Origin of the sequence: Pseudomonas sp. GD03944, assembly GCF_029839275.1 — a bacterium.
GTDB lineage: Bacteria > Pseudomonadota > Gammaproteobacteria > Pseudomonadales > Pseudomonadaceae > Aquipseudomonas.
This window is the reverse complement of record NZ_JAOCAH010000018.1, coordinates 53,898-69,411: the sequence shown is the minus strand read 5'-3', so window position 1 is coordinate 69,411 and position 15,514 is coordinate 53,898. Positions and strand designations below refer to the sequence as shown.

Sequence of the window (15,514 nt, the reverse complement as noted above, 5' to 3'; positions counted from 1 at the left end):
TGAAAAGAGCGTCATCCACCCTACGGGGTGTCGCTCAGCGTCAGGTGCGTTCGATGGCCAGTGCCACGCCCTGACCGCCACCGATGCACAGCGTCGCCAGGCCCTTGCGGGCATCGCGCCGGATCATCTCGTGCAGCAGGGTCACCAGCACCCGGCAGCCGGACGCGCCGATCGGGTGGCCGAGGGCGATGGCACCGCCATTGACGTTGACCTTGTCGGCGTCCCAGCCCAGTTCCTTGCCGACCGACAGGGCCTGGGCGGCGAAGGCTTCGTTGGCTTCGATCAGGTCGAGGTCGCCAAGGGCCCAGCCGGCCTTGTCCAGGCAGCGGCGGGTGGCGCTGACCGGGCCGATGCCCATGATCGCCGGATCGACACCGGCATTGGCGTAGCCGGCGATGCGCGCCAGCACCGGCAGGCCGAGGGCCTTGGCCTTTTCAGCGCTCATCAGCAGCACGGCGGCGGCGCCGTCGTTGAGGCTGGAGGCGTTGCCGGCGGTGACGCTGCCGTCTTTCTTGAACGCCGGCTTGAGCTTGCCCAGGGTTTCGGCGGTGGTGCCGGCGCGGGGCTGCTCGTCGGTGGCAAAGGCCACCGGGTCGCCCTTGCGCTGGGGAATCAGGATCGGGGTGATTTCATCGGCGAAGCGGCCGGCCTCGATGGCGGCCACGGCCTTTTGCTGGGAGGCGGCGGCAAAGGCGTCCTGGTCTTCACGGCTGATGCCGTACTTGTCCACCAGGTTCTCGGCGGTGATGCCCATGTGGTAGTCGTTGAACGCATCCCACAGGCCGTCGGTGATCATGGTGTCGATCAGCGTGGCGTGGCCCATGCGCAGGCCGGTACGGGCGCCGGGCATGACGTAGGGTGCCAGGCTCATGTTCTCCATGCCGCCGGCGATGATCACCTCGGCGTCGCCGCAGCGAATGGCCTGGGCGCCCAGGTGCAGGGCCTTGAGGCCGGAGCCGCAGACCTTGTTCAGGGTCAGGGCCGGAACGGCATGGGGCAGGCCGGCGAGGATCGAGGCCTGGCGTGCGGTGTTCTGCCCGGCACCGGCGGTGAGGACATGGCCGAGGATCACTTCATCGACCTGGGCGCCGTCGAGGCCGGTCTGTTCGAGCAGGCGGCGGATCACCGCGGCCCCCAGTTCCTGGGCGGGAATGGCGGCCAGCGAGCCCTGGAAACTGCCGATGGCGGTGCGGGTAGCGGCAACGATGACAACGTCTTGCATGAACCGATCCTCGAATGGCGAACGCGGCGGGCCGCGAGAGACGGTTATGGTGGCACAGGCCCTTCGCCGATCACCAGCACGCGAACCGGCCGGTCATCCGTTGAGCGGCAGCCCCATGCGCTGGCGAGCGCGGTGCACGGCGCCACTGCGCACCGCCCAGCGCAGGGTAGGGGCCAGGCCATGCACGGCGGTGCGGATGGCCTGGCTGCGCGCCGGGCCGATGCGTTGCCCGAACAGCGCTTGTGCCCAGTGGGGGAGCAGGTCGATGCCCGCCTGCATCAGCAGCTTGCCGGCGGGCACGGCGATGGCGCTGGGCGCCGGTGCCGCGAGCAGAATGCGCAGAATCTCGTGGGAGCGCTCGTCGCACACCAGCTGCAGCCGCACGTTCGCCAGGTAGGTCTCGATCTGCTGGCGCGAGCGCGGCACATCGCAGGCACCCAGGCGCTCGGCGATCAGCGCCACTTCGTCGTAGTAACGGTCCTGGTCGGCGGGGCTCAGTTGCGGGTTGAGGTAACGCAGGTGCGCCTGCAGGAAGCTGTGCACCTCGGCCACGTGCACCCAGGTCAGCAGTTCCGGGTCGCTGGCTGCGTAGGGACGGCCGTCCGGCGCGGTGCCGACGACCTGCAGGTGGATGGTGCGCACCTTGTCGATCAGCCAGTCGGCGTCGGCCCTGGCGCCGAAGGTGGTGCCGGAGATGAACTGGCCGGTGCGGCGCAGGCGGCCGATCAGGTCGTCGCGAAAGTTGGAGTGGTCCCACACACCGGCCAGGGCCAGCGGGTGCAGGGCCTGCAACAGCAAAGCGCTGATGCCGCCGATCATCATGCTGGTGAAGTCGCCGTGCACGCGCCAGCACACCGCATCGGGGCCGAACAGGCCGGGGTCGCCCTTGGGGCTGGAGAAGTCGATCTGGCCGAGGGCGATGCCGCTGAGGCTGAGCACCTGGCGTTCGATGCGTTGGCGAAGAAATTCCATACGGGGGCCTGGTCGGGGCGATTGGCGAACAGTCTACCGCTGTCCGCCAATCGCGGGTGGGCAGGTGCCCCCCCGCTGACCCTGGCTAGCGGTTCAGGCGCTGGTCGACCAGGTTGTCCACCACCGACGGGTCGGCCAGGGTCGAGGTGTCGCCCAGGCTGTCCAGCTCGTTGCAGGCGATCTTGCGCAGGATACGCCGCATGATCTTGCCCGAGCGGGTCTTGGGCAGGCCCGGTGCCCATTGCAGCAGGTCCGGCTTGGCGAAGCTGCCGATCTCCTTGCCGACCAGGGCGAGCAGCTCCTTGGCCAGGGCGTCGCTGGGTTCCACGCCATTCATCAGGGTCACGAAGGCGTAGATGCCCTGGCCCTTGAGGTCGTGGGGGCAGCCGACCACTGCCGCTTCGGCGACCGCGTCGTGCAGCACCAGGGCGCTCTCCACCTCGGCGGTGCCGATGCGGTGCCCGGACACATTGATCACGTCGTCCACCCGCCCGGTGATCCAGTAGTAGCCGTCCTCGTCCCGGCGCGCGCCGTCGCCGCTGAAGTAGTAGCCGGGGTAGGCCGAGAAGTAGGTGTCGATCATCCGCTGGTGATCGCCGAAGATGCTGCGGATCTGGCTGGGCCAGCTGGCCTTGATCGCCAGCACGCCAGCCCCGGCCCCGTCGATCTCCTTGCCCTGTTCGTCCAGCAGTACGGGCTGCACGCCAAAGAACGGGCGGGTCGCCGAGCCCGGCTTGAGCGCCGTGGCGCCCGGCAGCGGGGTGATCATGATGGCGCCGGTCTCGGTCTGCCACCAGGTGTCGACGATGGGGCAGCGCTGGTCGCCCACCACGTGGAAGTACCATTCCCACGCCTCGGGGTTGATCGGCTCGCCCACGCTGCCGAGCAGGCGCAGGCTGCTGCGCGAGGTGCTTTTCACCGGGCCCTCGCCTTCACGCATGAGGGCGCGGATGGCGGTGGGGGCGGTGTAGAAGATGTTGACCTGGTGCTTGTCGATCACCTCCCAGAAGCGCGAGGTGCTGGGGTAGTTCGGCACGCCCTCGAAGATCAGGCTGGTGGCGCCGTTGGCCAGCGGGCCATAGACGATGTAGCTGTGGCCGGTGACCCAGCCCACGTCGGCGGTGCACCAGTAGATGTCACCGTCGTGGTAATCGAACACGTACTTGTGGGTCATGGCCGCCTGCAGCAGGTAGCCGCCGGTGGTGTGCAGCACGCCCTTGGGTTTGCCGGTGGAGCCGGAGGTGTAGAGGATGAACAGCGGGTCTTCGGCGTCCATCGGCTCCGGCGCGCAGTCGGTGCTCGCCGTGTGCAGGGCCTCGTGGTACCAGATGTCGCGGCCCTGGGTCCATTCGATCTCGCCCTGGGTGCGCTCGATGACGATCACCGTGGACACGTTCGGGCAGCTTTTCAGGGCCTTGTCGACGTTGGCCTTGAGCGGGATGTACTTGCCGCCGCGCACGCCCTCGTCGGCGGTGATCACGGTGCGGCAATCGGCATCGAGGATGCGGTCGCGCAGCGAGTCGGGGGAGAAGCCGCCGAACACCACCGAATGCACGGCGCCGATTCGCGTGCAGGCGAGCATCGCGTAGGCCGCCTCGGGCACCATCGGCATGTAGATGCACACCCGGTCGCCTTTCTGCACGCCACGGTCCTTGAGCACGTTGGCCAGGCGGCAGACGTTGTGGTGCAGCTTCTTGTAGGTGATGTTGGCCGATTCGCTGGGGTTGTCGCCCTCCCAGATCAGGGCGATCTGGTCGCCGCGTTCGGCCAGGTGGCGATCGATGCAGTTGTAGCTGACGTTCAGCTGGCCGCCCTTGAACCAGGTCGCATGGCCTTTGCGCATGTCGACGTGGTGCACGCTGTTCCAGGGTTTGAACCAGTCGAGGAAGGCCTTGGCCTGTTCGGCCCAGAAGGTTTCCGGCTGTTCGACGGATTGCCGGTAGAGACGCTCGTAGTCGTCGTCATTCAGGTGCGCACGCGTGCGTACGGCATCATTCACGGGGTGACGTGTGATCTCGAACATGGCGGGGTCCTTTATTCTTGTGTGTCCGCGGTCCGAACAAGGGTAGCACTCTCGTTCCGGGGCGGGTTCAAGTAATGGACTCCGGGGTTTTTCCGGCGGTTCCTGAAAACGAACAACCCGGCCGGAGCCGGGTTGCAGGGTGCGGGGGACGCAGAATCAGCCGCGGTGACGGCCGCGGAAGAAGTCGACCAGGCCCTGGGTCGATGCGTCCTCGGCCGGCTGCTCGTTGTCGCCGATCAGCCGCTGGTACACGCCCTTGCCCAATTCCTTGCCAAGCTCCACGCCCCATTGGTCGAAGGCGTTGATACCCCAGATGGCGCTCTGCACGAACACCTTGTGCTCGTAGAGCGCGACCAGGGCGCCCAGGCGCCGCGGGCTGATGCGTTCGAGCACCAGGGTGTTGCTCGGGCGGTTGCCGGGGATAACCTTGTGCGGCGCCAGGCGCTGCACTTCGCTTTCGGGCACGCCCTTGCTGCGCAGCTCGCTTTGCGCCTCGTCCAGGGTCTTGCCCAGCATCAGGGCCTGGCTCTGCGACAGGCAGTTGGCGTACAACCACTGGTGGTGGTCGGCCACCGGGTTGTAGCTGACCACCGGGACGATGAAGTCGGCCGGGATGAACTGGGTGCCCTGGTGCAGCAGCTGGTGGTAGGCGTGCTGACCGTTGCAGCCCACGCCACCCCAGATCACCGGGCCGGTGGCGCAGGGCACGGGGGTGCCATCCTGCAGCACGCTCTTGCCGTTGGACTCCATGTCCAGCTGCTGCAGGTGCTTGGTGATGTTACGCAGGTAGTGGTCGTAGGGCAGGATTGCCTGGCTCTGGGCGCCCCAGAAGTTGCCGTACCAGATGCCCAGCAGGGCCATCAGCACCGGCATGTTGCGGTCGAACGGCGCGCTCTGGAAGTGCTGGTCCATGCTGTAGGCACCGGACAGCAGCTCCTTGAAGTTGGACATGCCGATGGACATGGCGATCGGCAGGCCGATGGCCGACCACAGCGAGTAACGCCCGCCGACCCAGTCCCACATCGGGAAGATGTTCTCTTCGCGGATGCCGAACGCCACGGCGGCCTGGGTGTTGCTGGAGACCGCGATGAAGTGGCGGTAGAGCTCGGCTTCCGAGCCGCCCTGGGCCAGGTACCAGTTGCGTGCAGCCTGGGCGTTCTTCAGGGTTTCCAGGGTGCCGAAGGACTTGCTGGAGACGATGAACAGGGTGGTTTCCGCCCGCAGCTTGGCCGACAGCTCGTGGAACTCGCTGCCGTCGATATTGGCCAGGTAGTGGCAGCGCACGCCGCGCTGGGCGAAGGGCAGCAGGGCTTCGGACACCAGTTGCGGGCCGAGGAACGAGCCGCCGATGCCGATGTTCACGACGTCGGTGATGGGCTTTTCCGTGTAACCGCGCCACAGGCCGTCGTGGATGCGCCCGACCAGTTCGGTCATCTGGTGCAGCACGCGTTGGACCTCGGGCATCACGTCGACGTTATCCACCAGCACCTTGTCGCCGATCGGCCGGCGCAGCGCGGTGTGCAGTGCCGGGCGCGCCTCGGAGGCGTTGATCGGTTCGCCGGCGAACAGGGCCTTGATCGACTGTTCGAGGCCGGCTTCCTGCGCCAGTTGCACCAGCAGGTCCCGGGTTTCCAGGGTCATCAGGTTCTTCGAGTAATCGAGGAACAGGCCGCAGCTGCTCAGGGACAGGTGGTGAAAGCGTTTGGCGTCGGCGTTGAACGCCTCGCGCATGGTGAAATTTTGCAGGCTGTCGCGATGTGACAGCAGCGCCTGCCAGGCGGGCAGGGAGGTGACATCGAGCGGGTGCTGGTAGTGCGCCATGTAAGCTGGCTTCCTTTTGCTGGAGCGGTCTTGTGGTTATACGTGGACACTAAAAAGCCCGGGGTGATCCGGGCTTTTTAGTGTAACTGGCGTTTGCGGGGAGGGCACGGTGTTACTGCGGTGCGCCATCCAGGTCCAGGGCCAGGTTGTCGATCAGCCGGGTGCTGCCGATGAAGGCCGCCACCAGGATCACCAATTGACGGTCATCGGCCGTGGCCGGGCGCAGGCTGTTGGCCTCGCGAATCTCCAGGTAGTCCGGGCGGAACCCGGCGGCGACCTGTTGCGCGCGGGCCTGCTCGACCAGCGCGGCGAAGTCCCGCTCGCCCGCAGCGATCGCAGCGGCGATCTGCTCCAGGCCGCGGTACAGCGTCGGGGCCACGGCGCGCTGTTCGGCGCTGAGGTAACCATTGCGCGAGGACAGGGCCAGCCCGTCTTCGGCGCGCACGGTCGGTTCACCGATGATCTGGATCGGCATGTTCAGGTCGCGCACCAGGGTGCGGATCACGGCCAGTTGCTGGAAATCCTTCTGACCGAAGATCGCCAGGTCCGGCTGGACCATGTTGAACAGCTTGGTGACCACCGTGGACACACCGTCGAAATGGCCGGGACGGCTGGCGCCGCACAGCCCTTCCGAAACACCGGGCACGCTGACCAGGGTCTGGCCCTGCATGCCTTGCGGGTACATCTCGTCGACATCGGGGGTGAACAGCAGGTGGCAGCCGGCCTCGACCAGCTTGTCCTGGTCTGCTGCCAGGGTGCGCGGGTAGGTGGCGAGGTCTTCGTTGGGGCCGAACTGCAGCGGGTTGACGAAGATGCTGGCGACCACGAAATCGGCCCGCTGGGAGGCCTTCTCCACCAGCGCCGCATGCCCGGCGTGCAGGTTGCCCATGGTCGGGACCAGGGCGATCTGTTTGCCTTCTGCACGGGCCTGGGCGACGGCAGCGCGCAACTCGCGCACGGTCTTGACCGTATTCATGCACTGAACCCGTGTTCGGCCGCTGGGAAGCTCTGGTCCTTGACCGCCTTGACGTAGGCGCTCAGGGCATTCTGGATGCTGGTCTGGCCAGCCATGAAGTTCTTCACGAACTTGGGCGCGCGACCGGTCAGCGACAGGCCGAGCATGTCGTGCAGCACCAGGACCTGGCCGTCGGTGCCGTTACCGGCGCCGATGCCGATGACCGGGATCTTCACCGACTGGCTGATTTCGGTGGCCAGTTCGCTGGGCACGCATTCGAGCAGCAGCATGGCCGCGCCCGCCTGTTCCAGGGCCATGGCGTCGGCGCGCAGCTGGCGGGCCTGGGCATCGCCACGACCCTGCACCTTGTAGCCGCCGAAGACGTTGACCGCCTGCGGGGTCAGGCCCAGGTGGGCGCAGACCGGAATGCCGCGCTCGGCCAGCAGGCGAATCGGCTCGGCCAGCCAGGCGGCGCCTTCGAGCTTGACCACGTGGGCACCGGCCTGCATCAGGGCGGCGCTGTTGACGAAGGTCTGTTCGAGGGTGGCGTAGGCCATGAACGGCAGGTCGGCGATGATCAGGGCGCCCTGGTTGCCGCGCTTGACGCTGGCAACGTGGTAGGCCATTTCGCTGGTGCTGACCGGCAGGGTGCTGTCGTGCCCCTGCAGAACCATTCCGAGGGAGTCGCCCACCAGCAGCACCTCGACCCCGGCTTGGCTGGCTGCCTGGGCGAAGGTGGCATCGTAGGCCGTGAGCATGGCGATCTTCTCGCCGCCTTGCTTGAGGCTTTGCAGGGTGGTCAGGGTTACATCAGGCATGAAAGTCGTCCTCACTCAGGCGTCCAACAAGCAGGTGGACTGCTTCAATCTGGCCTGCATTGGCCTCGATTTGCACCGGTACGGCGCAACGGGACGCCTATAGTCCTGATGGCACGGTACGAAGTCAATTGCGGGTGTTACCGGACTGTTACTGACGTTACCCGCCGGGAACACTACGCCTGGAGGCGCTCGAGGCCTTCAAACGGGCACTGTGCGAGCAGGGTGCTCAGCGGGCGACCATCCGGCAGCTGCAGGTCCGGTGCCAGCTCCGCCAGGGGGTAGAGCACGAAGGCGCGGGCATGCATATGGTAGTGCGGCACCTGCAGGCGTGGCTCGTCCAGCAGGCGCTCACCGAACAGCAGGATGTCCAGGTCCAGGGTGCGCGGCCCCCAGCGTTCGGCCTTGCGCACGCGGCCCTGGTTCTGCTCGATGGCTTGCAGGGCGTCGAGCAGGGCGAGCGGTTCGAGGGTGGTGTCCAGGGCGGCGACGGCGTTGACGTAGCGGGGCTGGTCAGCCGGCCCGAGCGGGTCGCTGGCATAGAAGGACGAGGTGGCCGCCAGGCGGGTCTGCGGCAGCGCCGCCAGGGCCGCCAGGGCCGCCTGCAACTGGCCGAGGGGCTCGGCCAGGTTGCTGCCCAGGCCGATGTACACCCGTTCCATCATTCGCCGGCGGGCTTGGCCGCGCCCTCGGCGCTGCGTTTGCGGCGGGGGCCGCTACGGCGACGCTTGCGCGGGGCTGCGCCGCTGTCGTCCTTGCTGCTGAGGTCGCGGATCATGGCCCGGCGATCGCTGTCGCTGGCGTCCTGGTAATCGGTCCACCAGTCGCCCAGGCCGTCGGTCTCTTCGCCGGCGCTTTCACGCAGCAGCAGGAAATCGTAACCGGCGCGGAAACGCGGGTTCTCCAGCAGCAGGTCGGCACGCTTGCCGCTGCGCCGCGGCAGGCGTTCCTGCATGTCCCAGATTTCGCGGATCGGCAGGGTGAAACGCTTGGGCACGGCAATGCGCTGGCACTGCTCGCTGATCAGGTCGTGCGCCGCTTCCTGCATCGCCGGGATCGGCGGCATGCCGCGTTCCTGCAGTTTCAGCACGCGGGCCGGCAGGGCAGGCCAGAGCAGGGCGGCGAACAGGAAGGCCGGGGTCACCGTCTTGCCCTGCTGGATGCGCAGGTCGGTGTTGGTCAGGGCGTTGCGGATCAGGTTGTCGGTGTAGTCCGGGTTCTGCTTGAGCGCAGCGGCGCTGGCCGGGAACAGCTGGCCGAACAGGCCGTAATCCACCAGCAGTTCATAGGTGTAGACCGCGTAGCCGGCGAGGAAAAGCTTGAGCACTTCGTCGAACAGGCGCGCGGCGGGAATCTCGCGGAGCATCGGCGCCAGCTTGTAGATCGGCGCGGCGCTGTGTTTCTCGATGTCGAAGTCCAGCTTGGCGGCGAAGCGCACGGCCCGCAGCATGCGCACCGGGTCTTCCTGGTAACGCTGGGTCGGGTCGCCGATCAGCCGCACCAGGTGGTTGCGGATGTCGTGTACGCCATTGGCGTAATCGAGGATGCGCTCGGTGCCCGGGTCGTAGTACAGCGCATTGATGGTGAAGTCGCGGCGCTGGGCGTCGTCTTCCAGGCTGCCATAGACGTTGTCACGCAGGATGCGCCCGCTTTCGTTGCGTGCGGCCTGGTTGTTGTCTTCTTCCTCGTCTCCCTCAGGGTGATTGGCGCGGAAGGTGGCGACTTCGATGATTTCCCGGCCGAAATGCACATGGACCAGCTTGAAGCGGCGACCGATCACCCGCGCGTTGCGGAACTGGGCGCGCACCTGTTCGGGGGTGGCACTGGTGGCGACGTCGAAATCCTTGGGGTCGATATCCAGCAGCAGGTCGCGGACGCAACCGCCGACCAGGTAGGCCTGGTAACCCGCGTTCTGCAGGCGCTCGACCACGCTGATGGCGTAACGGCTGATCTCCGAGCGCTTGATCGGGTGTTGATTGTTGCTCAGCACTTCAGGCGTGCTGTGCGATTGCCGGCGCAGGGGAGAACGAAAAGACTTGAACAGCTTCTTCAGCATGGGATGCACTGTTTGACGAAATGACCGGCCAGAATAAATGAAGGCCGCAGGAATGGCGCGGATTCTAGCATTGAGTCGGGGGATGGTGTAGGACGAGGAGGAAGGCAGGACGGCAAACGTGTGTGCCGGAAGCTACTGGGGGAGCCGAAGCTCCCCCCCAAGTAGGTGCGTGCTTTGTTTTTATTGTTATGTCGGGCTTGTTGTTTTTGTTCAATTGCCCGCTCCATCAGGTCGAAGACCAGTGGAAGTGCTCCCAATTCAGGAGCGAATGGCAAACGGATTGCTTTGGATGCTGACGCTGCAATGACCATTCCATGATCCAACCAGTTCAGGAGCTGCCTCGGGGCAGTTTTATTGTTCTCGGCCTGGTCGCGGGGCGAACCCCAATTGCAATTCCTCTCCAAAAGAATCAGTTAGCTGCGCCTCCCGCCGTCTTGTTTTTATTGTGCTGGAGTCGATACGTCTAATTTTTATTGTAGTGGGCATTGCTTGTTATTGTTGTTGTGCCAGAGATAAAGCAGAAGCCGTGCCAGTTTTTGAGATTCCTTGTAAATCAAGGGCTTGAACGTTTTGGTCGGACATTGTCGGGGCTGAAAATGCCAGGATTTCGTTACCATTAGACCCGGTGTTTGTTACGAGGTGTTTGTCCGGTAACAACCTGGGGAACCTGTGTGGTGACGGTGTGTCACCGTGACCCGTGCGTCGCGCCGTGACTGTGGCGCGACCTGCCTGGTTGGCATTGCAACCGGCAGGCCCCTTCCGTGAATGCCAGGCCCCTGACAGGCTCTAGTCGGCGGTTGCACCCGATTTGCGGCGAGGGATACCGAGGCGCTGGCGGCGTTCCCACAGGCATTTGCGGCTGATCCCCAGCTTGCGGGCCAGCTCGGTCTCGGTCATGTGGTCCTGGTGCTCGAGAACGAAATGCTGGAAGTAGTCTTCCAGGGACAGGTCTTCGGTCGGCTCGTGGCTGTTGGCGGTGCCATTGGCGCCCTGGGGGGGCAGGCCGATAAAGTCTTCCTCGTCCTCCAGGTCGTCCAGCTCGATGTCGATGCCCAGCAGCTCGGCGGAAATCGCCGTGCCCTCGCACAGGATCACCGCGCGCTCGATGGCGTTTTCCAGCTCGCGCACGTTACCCGGCCAGGGGTAGTGACGAATGGCCTGCTCGGCGTCGTGGGCGAAATGCAGGTCGGTGCGGCCCATGCGGGTGCACTGGCGCAGCAGGAACGCCCGGGCGATCTCTATCACATCGTTGCCGCGCTCGCGCAGGGCGGGCAGCTTCAGGGCGATCACGTGCAGGCGGTAATAAAGGTCTTCGCGGAACTGGCCGTTCTTGGCGAGGGTTTTCAGGTCGCGGTGGGTCGCTGCGATCAGTCGTACATCGACCTTCTGCGACTGCACCGAGCCCACCCGGCGGATTTCGCCTTCCTGCAGGACGCGCAGCAGGCGGGCCTGGGCCTCCAGCGGCAGCTCGCCGATTTCGTCGAGGAACAGGGTGCCGCCGTCCGCCGCTTCCACCAGGCCGGCGCGTCCGGCGCTGGCGCCGGTGAACGCGCCTTTTTCATGGCCGAACAGTTCGGATTCGATCAGGGTTTCCGGAATCGCCGCGCAGTTGACCGAGATCAGCGGCGCCTTGGCGCGGCGGGACAGGTTGTGCAGGGCGCGGGCTACCAGCTCCTTGCCGGTACCGGACTCGCCCTGGACCAGCACGTTGGAGTCGGTGGGGGCGACCTTGCGGATCTTGCTGTACAGCTCCTGCATGGCGGCGCAGGAGCCGATGATGCCGATTTCGCCGTTGCTGTTGTCCGGGCCTTTTTCGCTCGGGCGACCGCTGCTGGCGGCGGCCGGGGCGCTTGGCGCGCTGCGGGCTTCCTGGCGGTCGCGCAGGATGCGCGAGACGGCCTGGAGCATTTCATCGTGGTCGAAGGGTTTGGCGATGTAGTCGACGGCGCCCATTTTCATCGAGTCGACCGCCGAGCGCAGGCTGGCGTAGCTGGTCATGATCAGCACGGGCGTGCCCTGGGCCAGCTTGATCAGTTCGGTGCCCGGCGCGCCGGGCAGGCGCAGGTCACTGACGATCAGGTCGAAGCTGGGAATGCTGAAACGTTCCTGGGCTTCCTGTACCGAGCCAGCTTCGCTGACCTGGTACTGGTTGCGCTCGAGCAGGCGGCGCAAGGCAGATCGGATAATGGTTTCGTCTTCGACGATCAAAATATGAGGCATTAATCGAATCTCTCGACGGTCACTGAAACTGTGGACAGGTGCCGGCGCAGAAACAGATCGTGCGAACAACGGCAGTGGCCACAGGCTCACGGGTAGCTGGTCAGGTCGCTATGGACGTCGCCTCGACATGCCGCGGTAAGGTCACCCGGATCCGGGTGCCGCGTTGAAGCTCGGGGTCAGCCGGGCTGTCGATTGTTATCTGTCCATAATGCTCTTCCACGATGGAATAGACCAGTGCGAGGCCGAGACCGGTCCCCTTGCCCGGGTCCTTGGTGGTGAAGAACGGCTCGAACAGGCGGTCCATGATGGCCTTGGGAATGCCGCTGCCTTCGTCCTCGACGATCAGATCGACGGTGTGCTCGGAGGCTTCGCTGCGCACCCGGATCGCCGCGCCCGGCGGCGAGGCGTCGCGGGCGTTGGACAGCAGGTTGATCAGGACCTGGGCCAGACGCTGCGGATCGCCTTCGGCCCAGTGGTCGGAATCGCAGAGGTTGAAGAACTCCACCTCGACGTTGCGCCGGTTCAGGGCCAGCAGACCGATGGCCTCCTGGGCGACCTGGGCCAGGCACACCGGTTCGTCGGCCTGCTGGCGGCTGCCGGAGTGGGCGAAGCTCATCAGCGACTGGACGATGCGCGACACGCGTTTGGTCTGCTCGAGGATCTGCCCGCTGATTTCGGTGATCTCGCCGTCGCCCTCGCGCTCTTCGCGCAGGTTCTGCGCCAGGCAGGCGATACCGGTGATCGGATTGCCGATCTCGTGGGCCACGCCGGCGGCCAGGCGGCCGATGCTCGCCAGGCGCTCGGAGTGCACCAGCTTGTCTTCCAGCGACTGGGTTTCGGTGAGGTCTTCGACCAGCAGCACCAGGCCACTGTTACCGGGGGCCAGTGGCTCGTCGATGGCGGCCTTGTGCAGGTTGAGGAAGCGCTCCTCGCCGTCCAGGGCCAGGCGCTGCTTGTGCAGGTGCTCGTCGGGCAGCTCGATGAAGCGTTCCAGCAGGCCGCGCCACGGTTCGCTCAGGGTCGACAGGCGGGAACCGACCACGCGCTGCGCGGGTATCTCGGTCAGCTCTTCCATGGCCTTGTTCCACATCAGGATTTCCTGATCCTTGGCCAGGGAGCAGACGCCCATCGGCAGCTCCTGCAAGGTCTGGCGGTGGTAGCGGCGCAGGGCATCGAGTTCTGCGGCCAGGCCGGTGAGGCGCGAGTGGTAGTCCTCGAGGCGGCTTTCGATGAAGTGGATGTCTTCGGTGACGTAACCCTCGCTGCCCGATTTATAGGGCAGGAAGGTCTCGACGATGTCCTGGGCCACGCTGGGGCCCATCAGGCCCGACAGGTTGGCCTCGATGCGGTCGCGCAGACGGCGCAGGGCATAGGGGCGGCCCTCGTCGAACGGCAGGTGCAAGTCGCGCAGGGCCTGTTCCACCTCGCGCTGGGCGGTCTTGGCGCCCAGGGGCTTGGCCAGCTGGGTGGCGAATTCCTGGGGCGACAGGGCCACCAGCTCGCGGCGTTGCGGACGGCGCACGTTGTCCACGGCGCAGGCTTCGGCGGCGCTCTTTTCCTCGTCGCTGGCCTCGGTGAACAGCGACACCAGGGTGAACACCAGGACGTTGGCTGCCAGCGAACCGATGGCCGCCAGGTGCCAACTGCTGTCGTCGAGCACGTACACCAGGTTGAACAGCGGCAGGTACAGGCCCTGCAGGTTGCCCAGCATCGGCAGCAGCATGCTCACCACCCACACGCCGATACCGGCGAGCAGGCCGGCGATGAAGCCGCGGCGATTGGCGGTCGGCCAGTACAGCACCGAGAGCACCCCCGGCAGGAACTGGAGGGTGGCGACGAAGGCGACGATGCCCAGGTTGGCCAGGTCCTGCTCGGCGCCCAGCACCAGGTAGAAGGCGTAGCCGGCCATGATGATCGCCACGATCAGCGCGCGGCGGGTCCATTTCAGCCAGCGGTAGATGTTGCCCTCGGCCGGCGGCTGGTACAGCGGCAGCACCACGTGGTTGAGGACCATGCCCGACAGCGCCAGGGTGGTGACGATGATCAGGCCGCTGGAGGCCGACAACCCACCGATATAGGCCAGCAGCGCCAGGGACTGGCTGTTCACCGCGATGCCCAGACCCAAGGTGAAGTATTCCGGGTTGGTGGTGGCGCCCAGTTTCAGGCCGGCCCAGAGGATCAGCGGCACCGCCAGGCTCATCAACAGCAGGAACAGCGGCAGGCCCCAACTGGCGCTGACCATGGCCCGCGGGTTGAGGTTCTCGGTGAAGGTCATGTGGTACATGTGCGGCATGACGATGGCCGAGGCGAAGAACACCAGCAGCAGGGTGCGCCATGGGCCCTCCTGCAATGGGGTGTGCAGGCTGGTCAGGGCGGCCTGGTTCTGCACCAGCCAGTATTCCAGGTCGTTCGGCCCGTCGAAGACCCCGTACAGCGCATACAGGCCGATGGCGCCCAGGGCAGTCAGCTTGACGATCGATTCGAAGGCAATGGCGAACACCAGGCCCTCGTGCTTCTCCCGGGTGGCGATGTGCCGGGCGCCGAACAGGATGGTGAACAGGATGATCAGCCCGCAGAAGGCCAGGGCCACCTGCTCCTGCACCGGTTCGCGGGTGAGAATGCCGATGGAATCGGCCACGGCCTGGATCTGCAAGGCCAGCAGTGGCAGTACGCCGACCACCATGAATACGGTGCTCAGGGCACCGGCCCAGGTGCTGCGGAAACGGAAGGCGAACAGGTCGGCCAGCGACGACAACTGGTAGGTGCGGGTGATGCGCAGGATCGGGTAGAGCAGCACCGGCGCCAGCAGGAAGGCCCCCGACACCCCCAGGTAACTGGCCAGGAAGCCGTAGCCGTACTGGTAGGCCAGGCCCACCGTGCCATAGAAGGCCCAGGCGCTGGCATAGACGCCGAGCGACAGGGTGTAGGTCAGCGGGTGCCGGATGATCCAGCGCGGAATCAGGCCGTGTTCACTGACCCAGGCGACGCCGAACAGCACCAGCAGGTAGGCGGCGCTGATCAGGATCAGTTGGCTCAGGCTAAAGCTCGTCAGCATCGTGTCGGCTCTGTGCAACGAAGGAGAAGGGCAGCCACCGGGCGGCTGCGCGACGGGTCAGAGTTCATCGGCATCGCGCTGGCTCTGCAGGATGAAGGTCACCACGATCAGGATCAGCCACAGCAGGTAGGGGCGGTACCAGGCCCCGTTGGGGTCGATCCACCAGTCCATGATGGCCGGGGAAAACAGGTAGATCCCCACCACCAGGATCAGAACCAATCGATAGATATACATGCCGCATCTCTTCGCGTGAGTGGCGCCGATGGTAACGGAAAGCGGGGGTGGCTGCGTAGGGCGCAGGGGCTGACGAATGGCCGGCTGGAGGCTTGGCGGACGATTTAATTGGGACTATAGTTCCAATTAAATAACAAGAAT

At 65.7% G+C, this 15,514-nt stretch carries 11 protein-coding genes; all 11 read right to left on the bottom strand.

The window, feature by feature from the left end; all coding sequences use genetic code 11:
* Positions 1-40: 40 nt before the first annotated feature.
* Positions 41-1,222, bottom strand: coding sequence for an acetyl-CoA C-acetyltransferase (locus tag N5C28_RS21850; protein WP_279825457.1), 1,182 nt, complete (start codon positions 1,220-1,222; stop codon positions 41-43).
* Positions 1,223-1,315: 93 nt separating this feature from the next.
* A complete protein-coding gene (locus tag N5C28_RS21845; RefSeq protein WP_279825456.1) occupies positions 1,316-2,194 on the bottom strand; it encodes an oxygenase MpaB family protein in 879 nt (292 codons plus the stop codon).
* An 85-nt stretch (positions 2,195-2,279) separates the two neighbouring features.
* On the bottom strand, positions 2,280-4,217 hold the full coding sequence (acs, locus tag N5C28_RS21840) for an acetate--CoA ligase (protein WP_279825455.1): 1,938 nt from the start codon (positions 4,215-4,217) through the stop codon (positions 2,280-2,282).
* 156 nt (positions 4,218-4,373) lie between these two features.
* Entirely contained in the window at positions 4,374-6,038 is a 1,665-nt protein-coding gene (gene pgi, locus N5C28_RS21835; protein ID WP_279825454.1) for a glucose-6-phosphate isomerase, read from the bottom strand.
* Positions 6,039-6,150: 112 nt separating this feature from the next.
* The gene (panC, locus tag N5C28_RS21830; RefSeq protein WP_279825452.1) at positions 6,151-7,014 is read right to left on the bottom strand and encodes a pantoate--beta-alanine ligase; all 864 of its coding nucleotides are present in this window, start codon (positions 7,012-7,014) and stop codon (positions 6,151-6,153) included.
* A complete protein-coding gene (panB, locus tag N5C28_RS21825; RefSeq protein ID WP_279825451.1) occupies positions 7,011-7,811 on the bottom strand; it encodes a 3-methyl-2-oxobutanoate hydroxymethyltransferase in 801 nt (266 codons plus the stop codon). Before panB ends, panC begins: the two co-directional genes overlap by 4 nt.
* Before the next feature lie 173 nt (positions 7,812-7,984).
* The gene (gene folK / locus N5C28_RS21820) at positions 7,985-8,473 is read right to left on the bottom strand and encodes a 2-amino-4-hydroxy-6-hydroxymethyldihydropteridine diphosphokinase (RefSeq protein WP_279825449.1); all 489 of its coding nucleotides are present in this window, start codon (positions 8,471-8,473) and stop codon (positions 7,985-7,987) included.
* Entirely contained in the window at positions 8,470-9,864 is a 1,395-nt protein-coding gene (locus N5C28_RS21815; protein ID WP_279825447.1) for a polynucleotide adenylyltransferase PcnB, read from the bottom strand. The genes folK and N5C28_RS21815 overlap by 4 nt, the downstream gene beginning before the upstream one ends.
* 786 nt (positions 9,865-10,650) lie before the next feature.
* Complete coding sequence (locus N5C28_RS21810) at positions 10,651-12,084, bottom strand: sigma-54 dependent transcriptional regulator (RefSeq protein ID WP_279825445.1); 1,434 nt, start codon at positions 12,082-12,084, stop codon at positions 10,651-10,653.
* 100 nt (positions 12,085-12,184) lie between these two features.
* Positions 12,185-15,139: a sensor histidine kinase gene (locus N5C28_RS21805; protein WP_279825444.1), complete on the bottom strand. Its 2,955-nt coding sequence runs from the start codon at positions 15,137-15,139 to the stop codon at positions 12,185-12,187.
* 57 nt (positions 15,140-15,196) lie between these two features.
* Positions 15,197-15,373: a hypothetical protein gene (locus N5C28_RS21800; protein WP_003244646.1), complete on the bottom strand. Its 177-nt coding sequence runs from the start codon at positions 15,371-15,373 to the stop codon at positions 15,197-15,199.
* Positions 15,374-15,514 lie beyond the last annotated feature (141 nt).

Excerpts from the sequence above, each read along its gene's own strand:
- N5C28_RS21850 (WP_279825457.1), bottom strand. The coding sequence starts at position 1,222 with ATGCAAGACGTTGTCATCGTTGCCGCTACCCGCACCGCCATCGGCAGT.
- N5C28_RS21845 (WP_279825456.1), bottom strand. The coding sequence starts at position 2,194 with ATGGAATTTCTTCGCCAACGCATCGAACGCCAGGTGCTCAGCCTCAGC.
- acs (WP_279825455.1), bottom strand. The coding sequence starts at position 4,217 with ATGTTCGAGATCACACGTCACCCCGTGAATGATGCCGTACGCACGCGT.
- pgi (WP_279825454.1), bottom strand. The coding sequence starts at position 6,038 with ATGGCGCACTACCAGCACCCGCTCGATGTCACCTCCCTGCCCGCCTGG.
- panC (WP_279825452.1), bottom strand. The coding sequence starts at position 7,014 with ATGAATACGGTCAAGACCGTGCGCGAGTTGCGCGCTGCCGTCGCCCAG.
- panB (WP_279825451.1), bottom strand. The coding sequence starts at position 7,811 with ATGCCTGATGTAACCCTGACCACCCTGCAAAGCCTCAAGCAAGGCGGC.
- folK (WP_279825449.1), bottom strand. The coding sequence starts at position 8,473 with ATGATGGAACGGGTGTACATCGGCCTGGGCAGCAACCTGGCCGAGCCC.
- N5C28_RS21815 (WP_279825447.1), bottom strand. The coding sequence starts at position 9,864 with ATGCTGAAGAAGCTGTTCAAGTCTTTTCGTTCTCCCCTGCGCCGGCAA.
- N5C28_RS21810 (WP_279825445.1), bottom strand. The coding sequence starts at position 12,084 with ATGCCTCATATTTTGATCGTCGAAGACGAAACCATTATCCGATCTGCC.
- N5C28_RS21805 (WP_279825444.1), bottom strand. The coding sequence starts at position 15,139 with ATGCTGACGAGCTTTAGCCTGAGCCAACTGATCCTGATCAGCGCCGCC.
- N5C28_RS21800 (WP_003244646.1), bottom strand. The coding sequence starts at position 15,373 with ATGTATATCTATCGATTGGTTCTGATCCTGGTGGTGGGGATCTACCTG.